At 35.3% G+C, this 16,023-nt stretch carries 21 protein-coding genes and 1 other RNA gene; 10 read left to right on the forward strand and 12 right to left on the reverse strand.

Annotation, left to right across the window (positions count from 1 at the left end):
• The first annotated feature begins 27 nt into the window (after positions 1–27).
• The 6 genes from GQN54_RS14245 to GQN54_RS14270 are packed head-to-tail and all read left to right on the forward strand — an operon-like array spanning position 28 to position 4,923.
• Complete coding sequence (locus tag GQN54_RS14245; RefSeq protein WP_160634237.1) at positions 28–978, forward strand: transcription antitermination protein NusB; 951 nt, start codon at positions 28–30, stop codon at positions 976–978.
• An 18-nt stretch (positions 979–996) separates the two neighbouring features.
• Positions 997–1,470 (forward strand): DUF1573 domain-containing protein, encoded by a 474-nt coding sequence (locus GQN54_RS14250; RefSeq protein WP_160634238.1) that lies wholly within the window; start codon positions 997–999, stop codon positions 1,468–1,470.
• A 1-nt stretch (position 1,471) separates the two neighbouring features.
• Positions 1,472–1,795 (forward strand): preprotein translocase subunit YajC, encoded by a 324-nt coding sequence (gene yajC / locus GQN54_RS14255; protein WP_160634239.1) that lies wholly within the window; start codon positions 1,472–1,474, stop codon positions 1,793–1,795.
• Between the two features lie 40 nt (positions 1,796–1,835).
• Entirely contained in the window at positions 1,836–2,822 is a 987-nt protein-coding gene (locus GQN54_RS14260) for a CdaR family protein (RefSeq protein ID WP_160634240.1), read from the forward strand.
• The gene (gene coaE / locus GQN54_RS14265) at positions 2,822–3,409 is read left to right on the forward strand and encodes a dephospho-CoA kinase (RefSeq protein WP_160634241.1); all 588 of its coding nucleotides are present in this window, start codon (positions 2,822–2,824) and stop codon (positions 3,407–3,409) included. Before GQN54_RS14260 ends, coaE begins: the two co-directional genes overlap by 1 nt.
• The gene (locus tag GQN54_RS14270; RefSeq protein WP_160634242.1) at positions 3,409–4,923 is read left to right on the forward strand and encodes an NAD(P)H-hydrate dehydratase; all 1,515 of its coding nucleotides are present in this window, start codon (positions 3,409–3,411) and stop codon (positions 4,921–4,923) included. The genes coaE and GQN54_RS14270 overlap by 1 nt, the downstream gene beginning before the upstream one ends.
• Here the strand turns inward: GQN54_RS14270 and GQN54_RS14275 are convergent.
• The 6 genes from GQN54_RS14275 to ffs all read right to left on the reverse strand — a co-directional run bounded on the left by GQN54_RS14275 (position 4,920) and on the right by ffs (position 8,269).
• Entirely contained in the window at positions 4,920–5,651 is a 732-nt protein-coding gene (locus tag GQN54_RS14275) for an SIMPL domain-containing protein (RefSeq protein WP_160634243.1), read from the reverse strand. The genes GQN54_RS14270 and GQN54_RS14275 overlap by 4 nt on opposite strands.
• A gap of 1 nt (position 5,652) precedes the next feature.
• Positions 5,653–6,273, reverse strand: coding sequence for an L-threonylcarbamoyladenylate synthase (locus tag GQN54_RS14280; protein WP_160634244.1), 621 nt, complete (start codon positions 6,271–6,273; stop codon positions 5,653–5,655).
• Between the two features lie 116 nt (positions 6,274–6,389).
• Entirely contained in the window at positions 6,390–6,692 is a 303-nt protein-coding gene (locus tag GQN54_RS14285; protein ID WP_160634245.1) for a type II toxin-antitoxin system RelE/ParE family toxin, read from the reverse strand.
• Complete coding sequence (locus tag GQN54_RS14290) at positions 6,685–6,933, reverse strand: hypothetical protein (RefSeq protein WP_160634246.1); 249 nt, start codon at positions 6,931–6,933, stop codon at positions 6,685–6,687. Before GQN54_RS14290 ends, GQN54_RS14285 begins: the two co-directional genes overlap by 8 nt.
• A gap of 504 nt (positions 6,934–7,437) precedes the next feature.
• The gene (fsa, locus tag GQN54_RS14295; RefSeq protein WP_160634247.1) at positions 7,438–8,091 is read right to left on the reverse strand and encodes a fructose-6-phosphate aldolase; all 654 of its coding nucleotides are present in this window, start codon (positions 8,089–8,091) and stop codon (positions 7,438–7,440) included.
• 80 nt (positions 8,092–8,171) lie between these two features.
• An RNA gene (gene ffs, locus GQN54_RS14300) (signal recognition particle sRNA small type) lies at positions 8,172–8,269 on the reverse strand.
• A 110-nt stretch (positions 8,270–8,379) separates the two neighbouring features.
• Between ffs and GQN54_RS14305 the strand changes: the two genes are divergently transcribed.
• The 4 genes from GQN54_RS14305 to GQN54_RS14320 are packed head-to-tail and all read left to right on the forward strand — an operon-like array spanning position 8,380 to position 11,575.
• Entirely contained in the window at positions 8,380–8,898 is a 519-nt protein-coding gene (locus GQN54_RS14305; protein ID WP_160634248.1) for a DUF4199 domain-containing protein, read from the forward strand.
• 17 nt (positions 8,899–8,915) lie between these two features.
• On the forward strand, positions 8,916–9,866 hold the full coding sequence (locus GQN54_RS14310; RefSeq protein ID WP_160634432.1) for a glycosyltransferase family 2 protein: 951 nt from the start codon (positions 8,916–8,918) through the stop codon (positions 9,864–9,866).
• 10 nt (positions 9,867–9,876) lie between these two features.
• Positions 9,877–11,034: a glycosyltransferase gene (locus tag GQN54_RS14315; protein WP_160634249.1), complete on the forward strand. Its 1,158-nt coding sequence runs from the start codon at positions 9,877–9,879 to the stop codon at positions 11,032–11,034.
• Positions 11,027–11,575: a D-glycero-alpha-D-manno-heptose-1,7-bisphosphate 7-phosphatase gene (locus tag GQN54_RS14320; RefSeq protein ID WP_160634250.1), complete on the forward strand. Its 549-nt coding sequence runs from the start codon at positions 11,027–11,029 to the stop codon at positions 11,573–11,575. Before GQN54_RS14315 ends, GQN54_RS14320 begins: the two co-directional genes overlap by 8 nt.
• A gap of 73 nt (positions 11,576–11,648) precedes the next feature.
• Here the strand turns inward: GQN54_RS14320 and GQN54_RS14325 are convergent, their stop codons facing one another.
• From GQN54_RS14325 to GQN54_RS14350, 6 genes are all read right to left on the reverse strand, one after another.
• Positions 11,649–13,010: a PQQ-dependent sugar dehydrogenase gene (locus GQN54_RS14325; RefSeq protein ID WP_160634251.1), complete on the reverse strand. Its 1,362-nt coding sequence runs from the start codon at positions 13,008–13,010 to the stop codon at positions 11,649–11,651.
• 45 nt (positions 13,011–13,055) lie between these two features.
• On the reverse strand, positions 13,056–13,346 hold the full coding sequence (locus tag GQN54_RS14330; RefSeq protein ID WP_160634252.1) for a hypothetical protein: 291 nt from the start codon (positions 13,344–13,346) through the stop codon (positions 13,056–13,058).
• A 61-nt stretch (positions 13,347–13,407) separates the two neighbouring features.
• On the reverse strand, positions 13,408–13,944 hold the full coding sequence (locus GQN54_RS14335) for a DUF2911 domain-containing protein (protein WP_160634253.1): 537 nt from the start codon (positions 13,942–13,944) through the stop codon (positions 13,408–13,410).
• 7 nt (positions 13,945–13,951) lie between these two features.
• Positions 13,952–14,494 carry a hypothetical protein gene (locus GQN54_RS14340; protein WP_160634254.1) on the reverse strand — a complete coding sequence of 181 codons (543 nt, stop codon included), beginning with the start codon at positions 14,492–14,494 and terminating at the stop codon, positions 13,952–13,954.
• Positions 14,487–14,717 (reverse strand): VF530 family protein, encoded by a 231-nt coding sequence (locus tag GQN54_RS14345; protein ID WP_160634255.1) that lies wholly within the window; start codon positions 14,715–14,717, stop codon positions 14,487–14,489. The genes GQN54_RS14340 and GQN54_RS14345 overlap by 8 nt, the downstream gene beginning before the upstream one ends.
• Before the next feature lie 50 nt (positions 14,718–14,767).
• On the reverse strand, positions 14,768–15,523 hold the full coding sequence (locus GQN54_RS14350; protein WP_160634256.1) for a zinc metalloprotease: 756 nt from the start codon (positions 15,521–15,523) through the stop codon (positions 14,768–14,770).
• Positions 15,524–16,023 lie beyond the last annotated feature (500 nt).

Below are 16,023 nucleotides of genomic sequence, written 5' to 3' on the forward strand. Positions count from 1 at the left end.
ACACATATTTCCAAAGACGTTCTTTAAATGTTGAATAGACGAATTTTACGAGTAAAAGTAATGCAGGCTTTATATGCCTTTTTTCAATCTAGTAGCACTGAGCTCTCGAAAGGGGAAAAGGAGTTGTTTTTAAGTATAGAGCGCATGTACGACCTTTATCTTTATTTCCTGCTTTTGCCAATTGAATTGGCAGAATTAGCAGAAGCACAGCAAATGGAGGCAAAGAATAAGGCATTGCCAACGGATGAAGATTTAAATCCGAATAGGACATTTGTTGACAATGAAATCATTCGTCAATTGAGAGAGAATGAAACCATTCAGTCTGCATTCAAGAGTCACAAGATTTCTTGGGCAGCTGATCGTGATGATTTGAAGCGCTTGTTAAAAGAGTTAAGAGCGACCCCATTGTTTCAAAATTATATTCATTCAGAGGAAAAGGGTTTCGATAGAGACCGAAAATTTCTAATGGATTTTTATAAAGAAGTCGTGTCTGAGTCAGAAATGCTTCAGAACTTATTTCATGAGCGCAGCATATACTGGGATCATGATGATGTAGATTTTGCTATTTCAATGGCATTGAAACATGTGAAGAAAATTAAGTCAGAAACTAGCGCTGGTGGAAACCTTATGGCGATGTTTAAGGATGATTTGGATGATCGTGATTTTGTCAAGAATCTTTTTCGAAAAACCATTATTAACAATAATGAGAATACGAAACTGATTGAAGAAAAAACAAAGAATTGGGATGTAGAGCGAATTGCTGTATTGGATGTATTGTGCATGAAAATGGCCATTACAGAACTAACAGAATTTTCAAGTATTCCAATTAAAGTAACCTTGAATGAATACATTGAAGTATCTAAATTATTTAGTTCTCCAAAAAGTAAAGTATTCATTAATGGCATTTTAGATAAGTTGGTTGCCGATTTTAAGGAAGCCAAAAAAATAAGAAAAGTAGGACGAGGCTTAATGGAATAAGCCCCAAAAATTAAAAGTATGAAAAGAGTATTTTATTTAGCAAGTGTAGCAGCACTTATTGGATTTTCAGCATGTAATCAAGCAGAAAAAAACCCAGAAGAACCAGCAATTTCAACCGATGTAATCAATATTCCTTCTGATGAGGATAATGAAGAAGCTGCCAAGCAATTAGCTGCTTTTGAGTTTGAGAATATAGTTTATGAATTTGGTGAAATTACACAAGGAGAGAAAGTGCAAACCACTTTTAAATTTACAAACTCTGGAGAATCCGATTTAATTATCTCTGATGCTAAAGGTAGTTGTGGTTGTACGGTGCCGATTTATCCTAAGAACCCAATTGCTCCCGGCGAAACAGGAGAAATTGAAGTAGTATTTGATAGTGAAGGTAAAATGGGTCAACAAAATAAAACGGTGACTTTAATTGCGAACACAAAACCTAATACTACAGTATTGGCTTTGAAAGGAAATGTATTAACTCCAGAAACGAAATAACATGAATTTATTGACAATCTTATTAATGTCTCCTGCCAAAGAAGGAGAAAACCCTATCATGTCATTTTTACCACTGATTTTGATAATCATAGTGTTCTATTTCTTTATGATTAGACCACAAATGAAAAAACAAAAAGAGCAACGTAAATTCAGAGAGAATTTAGCCAAGGGACAAGAAGTAGTTACCATCGGTGGAATTCATGGAAAAGTAGCTGAAATTAAAGAAACTACAATTGTTGTAGATGCAGGAAATGGGTTGAAATTAACCATTGAAAAAGCGGCTGTTTCTCCAGACTTTTCAGGAGTAGCTATGGGTGCGAAATAATGTCTATCTTCATTCTTTGAAAGAAAGAAAATAGAACAAATTGAAAATACTAGTAAGGAAAATATTTATCGAGAAGGACGCAAATGGTAAAAACCGTTTGAAGAAGAAGATAAGTATTTTCCTTTTTTGTTTGATTTCAGCTTCTCTTTTTTGGTTGTTGAATGCGCTTTCCAAAGACTTAACTTTGGGTATTGAATATAATTGTATTTATCAGCATTCCGACTCCTCTTTCGCTATTACGAATCAACCTCCCAAAAAAATAAAAGTATATACATATGGATCAGGTTTCAACCTGATTGGAGAGGCTCTATTCTGGAACAAAAAAGAATTAAGAATTGATGTAGATGAGTCCAACCTAGATCGAGATGGAAACCAAATTATTCCAACCAAAACGCTTGTCAATGAAATCAGTAATCAATTAGGCTCCAATATTAGTGTAGAAAGTATTTACCCTGAGTTTTTGACTATTCATATGCAACCCTTACAACGCAAAAAAGTAGCGGTTAAATTACGACATGAGTTATCATTTGCTCCACAAATACGATTAAAGGATTCCATAGTTTCTCAGCCTCAATTTGTTGAAATTTTTGGACCTTCCGACCAGTTGGACTCAATTAGATATGTAACCACTGAGTTGATCAAAGAAAACGACATTAAATCAGATTTTAAAACTGTTGCAAAACTGGAGTCGAATTTAGGCCCGTATATCAGAACCTTTCCTTCTTCAGTTGAGGTAGAGGTAAAAACCGAGCGATTTACTGAAAAAACTATTGAACTTCCGATCAAAGTAATTAACTTACCTGATGAAGTTCGGTTAAGAACACTTCCTGCAGCTGTAGAGATCAAAGTGTTGGTTTCTAATAGTATGTTTGAATTGCTGAAAGCTGATGATTTTATAGCATTTGTTGATTATGACCAAGCGAATAAGGAGATAAGTAAGCTGAAAGTTAACGTCAAGCAAGAAGGAGTTGATGTGGAAATCATTAAAGTGAGTCCGGAAAAGGTTGAATATTTAATTAAGAAGTAATGTTAAAGGTTGGATTGACAGGTGGAATAGGTAGTGGTAAGTCTACTGTAAGTCAAGTTTTTATTAATTTGGGTGTGCCTGTTTTTAATTCTGATATGGTGGCAAGGAATATCGTGAATACCAACTCTAAAGCCATAAAAAAAATAAAATCAGCCTTTGGTGAACATTTATACGATTCGGGAGAATTGGATCGCAAAGCATTGGCTGCTATCGTTTTTACAAATCCCGATGCATTGGAGCAATTGAACTCTATCGTTCATCCTTTAGTAGGTGAATCTTTCAATAAGTGGTGCGAGAAACATGCTTCTGCTCCATATATTATCAAGGAAGCCGCTATCTTGTTTGAGTCTGGAGCTCACCAAAACTTAGACCGAATCATCACTGTATACACAAAAAAGGAAGAGCGAATACGACGAATTATGGCTCGTGATAATGTCTCAGCTGAAGATGTTGAACATCGGATGAATAATCAATGGACCGATGAGACTCGCAATAAATTGGCGGATTTTATCATCATCAATGACGATAAGGATAAATTATTGCCTCAAGTGATGGAGTTGCATGAGGTATTGTTGAATATAGAATAATGAAAAAGGTTCTTTCTTCGTCCGCTATTCGCAGAGTGGATAAAAAAACAATGGAGAGGCTGTCCCTCTCTTCCCTCCAATTGATGGAAATTGCTGCTTTTAATCTATTTCAGTTTTTTTGTTCTCACTTTCAGTTTTATCAGACTTCAACTATTCATATTTTTTGTGGCAATGGCAATAATGGAGGTGATGGTTTAGTATTGGCCCGAATGCTGTTCAAGGCGAAATGGAAAGTAAAAGTTTATTATTTGCGATTTTCAAGTAAAGATTCCAATGAGTTTGCAGCTAATTTGAATCAACTTAATGAGATGAAAATTCCAATTGAGGAATTGAACGAAAATAGATTCGACCTTTCTATTCAACAATCAGATGTAGTGATTGATGCTTTGTTTGGTTCTGGTCTTAATCGGTCTGTTCAAGGTTTTGTTGGAAAAGTCATTGATATTTTAAATCAAAGTGAACACATCGTTGCAATTGATATACCTTCAGGATTGATGGCCGCTGACAATCGAAATAATAGTTTGGAGCATGTAATTAAGGCTACAGCAACATTGTCCATCCAGGTGCCGAAACTATGTTTGTTTCAACCAACTTATGCTGAGTGTATTGGAGAATGGCATTTGATTGATATCGGTTTGGATCACATGGCACTAGAAGAAGAACAAACACCTTACTATTTTCTAGAACGATCCGATATTAAAAAATTGATTAAACCTTCCAGAACTTTTGCTCATAAAGGGACTAATGGTCATGGATTACTAATTTCTGGCAGCTTTGGTATGATGGGGGCTGCAGTACTTTCTGCAAATGCAGCTTTGCGTTCAGGAGTTGGATTACTCAGTATTCATACACCCAAATGTGGTGTAGAAATACTACAACAAGCAGTTCCACAAGCTATGGTGGAGGTGGATATACACCAGTATTTTACGACATGTATACAATCTGTTGAGCAATATAAAGGAATTGGAATTGGGCCAGGATTAGGTCAAGCGGAGAATACTCAAAAGGCAATACATCATTTATTGCAACTAGTGATTCAGCCACTTGTAATCGATGCTGATGCATTAAATATCTTGGCTAGTCATCAAGATTGGCTTTCTTTGATTCCTACTGGTAGTATTTTGACGCCGCATCCGGGCGAATTCAAGCGGTTGGTAGGAGAGTGGAACAGTGATGAAGAGAAATTGGAAAAACTAAAAGAATTTTGTGGGAAGGTTAAATCTTACGTGATTTTAAAAGGTGCTTTCTCATGTTTATGTACTCCTGAAGGTTTGTTCTACTTTAATTCTACTGGCAATGAAGGAATGGCCAAAGGTGGCAGTGGAGATGTCTTAACAGGCATTCTTACCGCATTATTAGCGCAAGGGTATACCTCAGAATCAGCAGCCATGTTTGGAATGATGGTTCATGGACTAGCCGGAGATATTGCAGCAGAATCTATAGGGAAAGTGAGCATGAATGCATTAGACCTTATCGAATTTTTACCACATGCATTCATGCAATTGAATGATTAGTCGATTTCGTACTCTAGCTTTACCGTAATTCTTGCAGTTTTGTCTTTATCAGAAGTATTGAACGTTCCACCCCAAGAATATTCTTCGTTAGAGTTTTGCCCGGTTATTTGAAAGATTCCCATATTAGCGTTGCTAAGTTCTCCTAGTTTGGCACCAGAATTAGATGCAATCATCTCCGCACGTGCACACGCATCCTCAGTAGCTTTTTTAATCAATTCAATTTTTAAGTCGGCTAGTTTAGTGTAATAGTAGCGTGGTGATTGTGAATAAAATTGTACCCCTTTATTTAATAATTCAGTGACTTCCCTTGATATTCTTTCCACTTTTTCTACGTCAGTAGATTCTATTTTGATGGATTGAGAAAGCACATATCCTAAAAACTCTTGACCAATATATCGACCATCATTGGAGTATTTGGCTCTAGTATTTTCACCAGTATTGACTGCGTTGAACACGATGTTCTCCGCATCAATACCTTTACTCACTAAATAGTCGTGAACTGCTTTTTTATCTTCAGCCAGAGCAGCGTAAGCTACTTTTAGATTTTCATTCTCTTTTTGAAAATTCCCTTCCCAAACGATTAAGTCTGAGGTGAAATCTGTTTCACCTAGCCCTGTTATCGAGAGAACTTTACTTTTAGCATTTCTATTGACGAATGCGTCTCCTAACAAATAGGCCGCTGCGATAATTGCTACACCGAAGATTATCGCTGTTAATGTATTCTTCATCTTAAATATAGTTCTCTAAAATTCCCAAACCTTGTCTTAGAATAGTGATATTTCCATCACTCAAATCCACAACAGTTGAGGCTTCGTTGTTTCCAAAACCACCGTCAATAACGATGTCTACTTTGTCTTCATATTTTTCGTGAATCAATTCCGGATCTGTTGTGTACTCAATCACTTCATCGTCGTCGTGAATAGAGGTAGAGATTAATGGATTTCCATATTCGCTGACAATGGTTCTGGTAATTTTATTGTCTGGCACTCGTATTCCAATGGTTTTCTTTTTATTGTGAAATAGTTTTGGCACCGATTTATTAGCGGGTAAAATAAAGGTAAACGGACCAGGTAATGCTTTGTTTAGCAATTTGAAAATGGAGGTATCAAATTGTTGGGTATAGTCTGAAATATGGCTCAAGTTGTGAAACACAAAAGAGAAATCTGCTTTTTCTACTTTTACACCCTTAATTTGCGCTACTTTTTCTACCGCACTTCTGTTTAGAACATCACAGCCCAAGGCATAAACGGTATCGGTAGGGTAAATGATTAAGCCACCATCTTTCAGGCACTCTGTTATCAGTTTTAACTGTCTTGGATCAATGTTTTCGTCGTATAATTTAATAATCATAGTTCTAAAATTTTAGCAGGTAAAAATTACACTTTTCAAACGGATTCCCCAAAAGCCATTTTTGAGAATTAACTATTTTTTGGAGATGGTGTAGGATAACCTCAATTGTTATCAGTTTACTTTAGAAAATCTAATTTCGTTGGGTCTTGTCGCGTATCAAAAAGTCTAATGATTTCAATTCTGTCATTCTTTTCTCTATAGAACAATGTGTTTTGTTTGGTTAAAACACTTTTTCGTATGCCATATTGCTCGTTTATAAGAGGAAACATTTGAGGGTCTTTAAGAATTAAATCAATGTTTTCTTCTACTTTATTGATGAATCTTCTTGTAATTTGATTATTCCATCTGACTTGCAGATATTTTAAAATCGATTCAAAATCTTTCTCAGCATCAGGAGACCAAAAGATTTCTCTAGTCATTTACAAAGCGATTTCTCATTTCAATCATTACTTCATTATGACTTCTTCCTTGTCCATTCTCTAATTGTTCAACTCCATGTAATATTGCAGCTTGTTGCTCATCAGTAAGATTCTGCCATTCATTAACATCACTCTCACCATTGATGTAATTAACGAGGATGCCATAAGCTTCTTCCAAGGTTTTCCCTTTTAAAGCGTCCAACTTTCTAAATAAGTCAATTTTGATTTCAGCTGAATTCATTGAAATAAACTTTTTATAAAGATAAGGATTATTGATAATGGTTTTAAAGCATTATCAAAATTTAGTCTTTAAGGAAAACGAAAACTTATTTATAGGGTAAAATATTCTACTTGCAACTAGCATTTGGACTTTGAATAAAATAATAGTCTTCTTTATTGACCTGAGCTAGTCTATTTTTAATGATTAAGAATTTTTCATTTTTAGCAGCTAAAAATTACACTTTTCAAACGGATTCCGCAAAAGCCATTTTTGAGAGTTAATTATTTTTGGAGATGGGGTAGGATAACCTCAAGTGTTATCAGTTTACTTTAGAAAATCTAATTTCGTTGGGTCTTGTGAATAAATATAGTGTTAGAAGTAGTCTGGGGTTCAGATCAACTAAAATGATTTTCTCTTAAGACTATCGGCGCTTAAGCCGCTAATTTTTGGAAATGGAGTTTCTCACACAAAAAAAGCAGTGTCGATTCTTCAACACTGCTTTTTCACTAAATATATATTTTGTTCCTAGCTATTCTTTGCGTGATCAGCTAAAAATTTCTCTAAACCAATGTCAGTTAATGGGTGATTCAATAATGCAGTAATGGCACTTAAAGGACCAGTCATTACATCAGCACCTAATTTAGCACAGTCAATAATATGCATTGCATGACGAACAGATGCAGCTAAAATTTGAGTTTCGTAACCATAATTGTCAAAAATCAATCTGATTTCATCAATCAAGTTCAATCCATCTGTAGAGATATCATCCAAACGACCGATGAAAGGAGAAACATAAGTAGCACCAGCTTTAGCTGCTAATAATGCCTGTCCTGGAGAGAAAATCAAAGTACAGTTCGTACGGATTCCTTTATCAGAAAAATAACGGATGGCCTTTACACCTTCTTTAATCATTGGCACTTTTACCACAATTTGAGGATGCAAAGCAGCCAATGCCTCACCTTCTTTAATCATTCCCGCAAAATCTGTAGAAATAACTTCAGCACTTACGTCACCATCTACAATGTTGCAGATTTCGATGTAGTGTTGTTTTACTTTTTCGTCTCCTTTAATGCCTTCTTTGGCCATTAAAGATGGATTAGTAGTTACGCCATCTAAAATTCCAAGCTCTTGAGCTTCTTTGATTTGATCTAGATTTGCAGTGTCGATAAAAAACTTCATGAGTGTATTTTTTTGTTTGTCCAAAGGTAAATTTTCGTTCCCCTTTTTTCAAAAAAAGATGTTAACAATAGTGCATAAAAAATGGGTAAGCTACTTACATCGCACCGCTCAACCATCTACCCTTGCTTTCTTCCGAACCTGGGGGATTCAACAGGAGCTGGTCGTATAAGACTTACCCGCGGCAAAAGTAGGCATAATCTCATGAATCGCGCAAATGATTTGTGAAATTTCTTTCTATGGATGGGATTTAAATTTTATATTTGTTTTCTAACAAATAAAACGAAAACCATGGAACAAAAACCGCCAATGTTTAAGAGTGCAATGAACTACGGAGCTATCATTGGACTGGTACTTGTAGGAATATCGCTAGTATCATTTTTAATGGCTGATTACGAAAACAAATTGCTACAATATGTGAGCTATGTGGTCATGATAGGAGGATTATTTTGGGCAATTAAAAGTTATCGAGATAATGAGTGCGGAGGATTAATTGCTTACGGATCTGTTTTAGGTTTTGGAACATTGGTTTCATTATTCTTCGGAATTTTAACTGCCTTTTTCATGTACGTTTATTTGAAATTCGTTGACGATACGATGATCCAATACGTATTAGAAGAGAGTCAGCGACAAATGGAAGCCAAAGGAATGAGTGATGAAGAAATAGAGATGGGGTTGGAGTATTCTAAAATGTTCACTTCCGCAGGATTTATTGGCATTATGGCTTTGTTAGGAAATGTATTTTTCGGTTTCATCATATCTTTAATTCTGGGATTTATTCTTAAGAAGGAAGACGAAACATTTAATTAATAAAATTGAATCAGTTGATTGATATTTCAATAGTTGTTCCATTATTAAACGAGGAAGAATCTCTTCCTGAATTGTTTGATTGGATAAAAAGGGTAATGAGTAAAAATAACTTTTCATTTGAGGTTATTTTTATAGATGATGGAAGTACAGATGGTTCTTGGAAAGTAATTGAAGGACTGAAAGCTGCCCATCCAACCACTGTTAGAGGGGTTAAGTTTAGAAGAAACTATGGGAAGTCGGCTGCTTTAAATGTAGGTTTTGAAGCTGTCAACGGATCTGTTGTTATTACAATGGATGCCGATTTACAAGATAGTCCTGATGAAATTCCAGAATTATATAATTTGATAACGAAAGATGGTTTTGATTTAATCTCAGGATGGAAGCAAAAACGTTACGATCCATTATCTAAAACCATTCCTACCAAGTTGTTTAACTGGGCTACTCGTAAAATGACTGGCATTTATCTGCATGATTTTAACTGCGGTTTGAAAGCCTATAAGCACGATGTGGTCAAAAACATCGAAGTTTATGGAGAAATGCACCGATATATACCTGCAATAGCTAAATGGGCAGGATTTACGAAAATTGGAGAAAAAGTAGTTCAACACCAAGAACGTAAATACGGAACCACAAAGTTTGGTTTAGAGCGGTTTGTAAATGGATTCTTGGATTTGTTATCCATCACTTTCATCGGAAAGTTTGGTAAAAAACCCATGCATTTCTTTGGACTTTTGGGTACACTGATGTTTATGATTGGATTTCTTTTAATTCTATATGTTGGTGGAGAGAAATTGTATTTTCTAACACAAGGAGTGCGGGCTCGTTTAGTGACAGATACTGCTCAATTTTATATTGCATTAGTCGCTATGATTATGGGGGTTCAATTGTTTTTGGCAGGATACTTAGCAGAACTGACATCAAGAAACTCTCCGACAAGAAATACATATAAGATAGAAACTGAATTGTAACCTTCGATGAATGTTAGATTCCTCCTTAAAGAAAATTGTAATTATTGGTCCTGCGTATCCATATCGTGGAGGAATAGCTACGTATAACGAACGATTAGCAAAAGAGTTTTTAGCGCATGGATACGAAGTGAAAATTGAGACTTTTAAACTGCAATATCCCAATTTTTTATTTCCGGGTAAAACACAGTTTTCAGAAAGTGAGGCTCCCAAGGGGATTACAATTAATAGAAGTTTAAACTCTACATGGCCATTAAATTGGCTACAAGTTGGTGACAGAATTAAACGTGAAAACCCTGATTTGGTCATCGTCAGGTATTGGTTGCCTTTTATGGGACCTTGTTTAGGCACTGTTATTAGACGAATCAAATCAAATGGACATACGAAGGTGATATGTTTGGCAGATAACATTATTCCACATGAGAGACGCATAGGAGATCGATTGTTTACCAAGTATTTTCTGAATGGAATAGATGGTTTATTGGCAATGACCCAAAAAGTGCTGGATGATGCGCTGAGATTTCGTCAAATACCGACAGCGCTGAGTCCTCATCCTATATTTGATAATTTCGGTTTAGTCACTTCTAAAGAAGCGGCCTGTAAAAAGCTAGGACTAGATCCGAAGTACAGTTATCTTTTGTTTTTTGGTTTGATAAGAGACTATAAAGGATTAGATATCTTATTGGAAGCTTTGTCCAACCAATTGTTAAAGGATACGAATGCGAAATTGATAATTGCAGGGGAGTTTTACTCTGATGCTAATTCATATCACCAACAAGTAGCTCGATTAGGTATTAAAGAAAGGATTATTTTAAGAGATAATTATATTCCGAATGCTGAAGTGGCCAATTATTTTAATGCGGCATCACTTGTCGTTCAACCTTATAAAACCGCTACTCAAAGTGGTGTGACTCAAGTGGCTTATCACTTTAATAAACCAATGATTGTTACCAATGTAGGAGGATTGAAAGAAATGATTCCCGATGGAAAAGTAGGGTTTGTAGTAGAACCGAATGCTACAGAATTGGCAGATGCTATTCATAAATTTTTTAGAGAGGACAAGGAAATTGAGTATCAAAAGAATATAGAAGAGGAAAAGAAAAAATACAGTTGGCCAATTTTAGTGCATGCATTTGAAGGGTTATATAAAAAACTGAAGAACAATGATTAAAATCGATAAAAACTGGACTTTATTTTTAGATCGTGATGGAGTTATCAATGAGCGTATTCCAAAAGGATATGTAATGGAGCCAGATCAGTTGGTTTTGGAGGTAGCAGTGGCCGATGCGATAGCGGAGTTTAATCAATTGTTTGCTAGGGTAGTGGTGGTAACTAATCAACAAGGAATTGGTAAAGGACTTATGACATCGGAGCAATTGGATACTGTTCATGAAAAACTGAGGTCAGAATTAGCTGCATCTGGTGCTTATGTTGATGGAATCTATTACTGCCCTGAATTAGCTGATTCGGGTTCAAAATGTCGAAAACCAGAAGGGGGAATGGCAATGCAAGCAAAGGCTGACTTCCCTGAAATTGATTTTTCAAAAAGCATCATGGTTGGTGATACCATTACCGATCTGCAGTTTGGAAAGCGCTTGGGAATGAAGACTATTTTTATCCGAACAGAACTTGAAGAACAGACTGCAGAGGTTGATGAATTATCAGATGAAATCATTGATTGGTTGAAGGATGTTCTGATGGTGATTAGCTAATATTTTAATCGGATTAGCTTTTATCTCATTCAGAATGATAAAGGAAATCTAAACTAGTAAAATCAACAAAGGGCTATTTGAAAATAACCTTCCGCGTATAAGCACTTTCCGAAGTCTTAACCTTCAGAAAGTAAATACCCTCATATTTAGACTTTCTGTGAATGGTTATCGTATTTCCACTAATCGTATCTTCTTGTACCAATTGACCTTTCAAATCATATAACTGATAATCGGTAAATTGAATGTTAGGATTCAGTTCGACAGTTACTGCATTATCACTAGGAATAGGGAATACATTTAAGGCTTCATTTCCTAGGGAATTCTTTGGAATATTGGTGTAACTCGGATTCTTAATTCTTACAATTGAATGAGATCCACTATTGGTCGCAATATACAATTCTCCATTAGGACCGACAGCAATGTCTCTTAGTCTTCCCCAAAAATTGGCAAAAAACTCATTGTCTGTAATAATAGCGTCTTTCGTGGTGTTTAGTGGCAATTGATGTAAGGTCGCATCTTTTAAAGTCGTTAACAAAAGACTATTTTGAAACTCAGGAATCGCTGGATGATCATAATACAAAATGTCTGAAGTTGCTACAGTAGGAGTCCAAGCGTAAAGTGGTTCTATCACATTGGAGTCTGCACAGAAAGACTGCTCGTTTGGTGTATTGCAGAAACCTTCCACATCTGGCCATCCATAATTTCGTCCTTTTTGGATGATATTAATTTCATCGTCGTTATTTGGACCATGTTCAGAACTGTATAAAAAGCCATTTGCAAAGAAAAGCCCTTGTGGGTTTCGATGTCCCCAACTCCAAAGCGGACTGTTTGCTAAAGGATTGTCATTTGGAATGCTACCGTCCAAGTTCAAACGCAGTACTTTACCATTCAAGGAACTTATATTTTGAGCAGTAGAGGTATTTGCTGCATCTCCTGTTGTCATGTAAATGAATCCATTTTCGATAAGTAGTCTAGAGCCATTATGATTCACTGCTCCTGGAATTGAATCCAATAGAATAACCTCGTTAGTTAATATTTCTTGTGTGATGTTGTAGTCAAAAGATACCAATCGCTCTTTTACTGAACTGTTAGTGCCGTAATTATATACTGCATATATTTTTGGAGTAGTAGGAAAGTTGGGGTGTAAAACCATTCCTAATAGTCCTCCTTCACCATATTGGTTAACCGTGGAAGTATAATCCAATATAACTTTATTGATTCCAGTAGATGGATCTATTCGATTGATTTTTCCTATTCGTTCAGTGAAATATATATGATCATCAGGTCCATAAATAATCTCCCATGGCATACTTAAACCACCAATGATGGTCGTTGTATCGATGGTTGTATTTCCCACCATGAGTTGAGCCTTTATTGAATTGGAAAATACTAACAAACAACTTAATCCTAGAAGTAATCTTTGAAATTTTGACATCTCTTTATTTTTTAGGTGTGTACTCCTAAAATTAATGATTTTGTATCAAGAAAAGAAAAAGTAAACGAATAGGAAGCTTAATCCCCATAGAATAAATAAAGTAGCTATTGCAGTTATGACAATAACTTTCTGTTTCCTTTTCCGTTCTTGAATTAACTGTTGTTTGATCTTCAATTTCACTAGTCGCATCTGCTCTGGAGTTGCTGATTCTCCATTGCGAATAGATGCCTTGAGTCCTTGCGTTAGTTCAGATTTTAATCGAAAATACTGTCCACGTTTTATACGCAGTTTTTCGTTGTTTTGGATGGAGCGTAAAGAATCAAAAGCAGTAGCCATAGAGGAGATATTATATAATCACCTCCTTAAATTAATTAAAAAAATTGGTTATCAACACTTTTTAAAGGACAATGGGAATTTTTACTTTAGTTTTTTCCCAAGATAAGGTGAGGTAAAGATTTTCTTCAAAGTGAATTTGGAAGCGTTCTTGAAATTGGTCTAATTGTTCCACTGGAACAGTAATTCTCAGGACATCAAATTCAGGTTCACGTGGAGAAGTCCCATCCCAATTGAGTCCCCAATCATATGATTTACTATTAAAGATGATTTCCCAACTCGTTTTATTTGGAATTGTCCAAAGGGTATATGTTCCGGCTGCAAGCTCAGTTCCTTCAATTTCGATTGCCTTATTAGTTATAAAGGTTGTGGCTTCATTGGCTCCTGTCCGCCATATTTTTCCAAAAGGGACTAAACTATCCATCACTTTCCTTCCTCGTGCAGCAGGACTACTGTAGAAAACACTCAGAGTGGCATCGTCTTTTGTGTAGGTTTCAACTTGTTCGGGACTAGCTTTCTTTGTTTGATAAATCATATACTGAAATCCTCCAAAAAGAAGTAGTCCAATCAATAGCAGTATGAGTATGATTTTTTTTAGCATCTTGTTTTTATTTTAATTGATGATTTTGCAATGAGTCAATTCGTTGTTGTATTTGTAAATCATCTGGGTTTTTATCTAATTGTTTGATAGCCTCGATATACTCAGGGTAATCACTATATTTTGTTTCTAACCAAGTATAGGGTGGAAGCATTAATGCTATAATAGCTATAATAGCCATAGGAATCGCGCGTTTTCGAAGGACTTTAAAACCTAACTGTAAGTTAGGATCTTTTAGCGTAAAAGAATAAATAATTAGTATGATCAAAGCAATAGAGCCAATTGCTAAGTTGGTTTGATATCCAGGCCACATTTGAATTTTAAACATTAATCCTACCAATACGATAGAAAAAGCTAATCCAGGTAGCATTGAAGAGATTCTAATGTTTTGGTTTTCATTTAAAAATAGTGCCATTGACAGAAAAGGGTACAGCAGTGCTAATCCTGCAAAAGCGATAATACTGATTAACTCAGCACCCGGCCACAATAATAGGTGAAGGTTGATGGCTAATACAGCACTTACTAATAAGAGTACTTCTATACGTTTAAGCATGTTTGTTTTTCTTGATACAATAGAGGTAATAGTTTTCTACTTTTTCTCTAGCCCATGGGGTTTTTCTTAAAAAATTAAGACTAGATTTAAGTGTCTGATTGCTTTTGAAGCAATTAATTGAGACATTATTTGCCATTTCATCCCATCCTTTATTCTCAATCAGGTATTCTAGAATCGACTTTAATGTAATTCCATGCAATGGGTTGTTTGGCTGTTGTTCCATTTGTTAAAACTACAATCTGCATTTAATATTTCAAAATATAGTTCTGAAAGTTATTTTCCCCCATTCGCTTGCAAATCTCTAATGCAATCGATATCAAGATCTGGGATATTTCCTCCTAGTAAATTACCTAAAGACGTACCTGTTTGAATCGAATAATGCATCAGGCAATCATTATTAGTGCAGTGTGCGCCATTTGCTTCATCGTGGTGATTGGAGGTAATGGGTGTTCCAGTATTTACCAATCCTAACAAATGTCCGAATTCGTGTTGTGTAACAGCAGATTCTAATGTTGTTTCTGAAGGTTCTCCTAAGCCACCACTCAAACTTTTTATAGTTTTTTCAAAAATAGCAAATGAAGTAGAGCTATACGCTATGCCTAATACCACCTGATTGCCCTGTGATTCAATGTAATCATTGTCTAAATAGATCACATAAGCGCTCATGGTAGAAAGGCTGGAAGACACTGTTCTATTTTGGGTCTCTAGGGTTCTAATTTGCTCGATAGTATACTTGCTGTTCTGCGGAGATGGAATTTCTCTAAGAGAAACACTAATTCCTCCTGGTTTATTTAATCGAGCTGAAAGAAAGTTTTTGAGGTTCACGATTGTTTGGTTAGTTGGTTTGAAGCCAGTAATATAATCGATTTGAATATCTAAAGAAGGCACCGCACCACTTAAATAGGCTTTTGAAGCATCACCTAAAATAGAAGTAGGGGGAGTGGTATTATCTTTATTATCGTCTTTACAGCTTTGAAATGAAAATGCGAAGAAGAGAAGTAATAATAGGGTAGTAATTTTATTATTCATGATTTAATATATGATTTCAACAAATTATGTTTAAATAATGAATTTTACAAAAAAAATACAAATAGAATAATTTATGCTTTTACTTTTAAACGTAAGGCAGGTTTCTATGGGTCGATGTATAATGTTGGTGAAAAATCTAGTATTGATTCATAGAAAAATGGATAGTACGTAAGCAGAGAATTTATTTTAAGACAAAGCTTGTACTTTGATTTTTTTGGATTTTTAGAAGATTTACTAAGTTGCCAACTCTTTTATTACTTAAAAGTCAATGAAATAGCCTTGTATAAAGTGCTTTTTTTAGAATAATAGAGAAATGATTCATTGTAGGGCTTATTGATGTTAGAATTAGCCTTTTTTGAGATGAATAAGAGTTTCTATAAATTGTCATCGTAACGTAACCATTGTAGACAATATCTTCTGATTTATGGAAATAATGAGAAAGGGAATAGTAGAAAAATAGGGTAATAATCGTATATGGATTAAAAAGGGACACAATTATT

Origin of the sequence: Acidiluteibacter ferrifornacis (assembly GCF_009909615.1) — a bacterium.
GTDB lineage: Bacteria > Bacteroidota > Bacteroidia > Flavobacteriales_E > Vicingaceae > Acidiluteibacter > Acidiluteibacter ferrifornacis.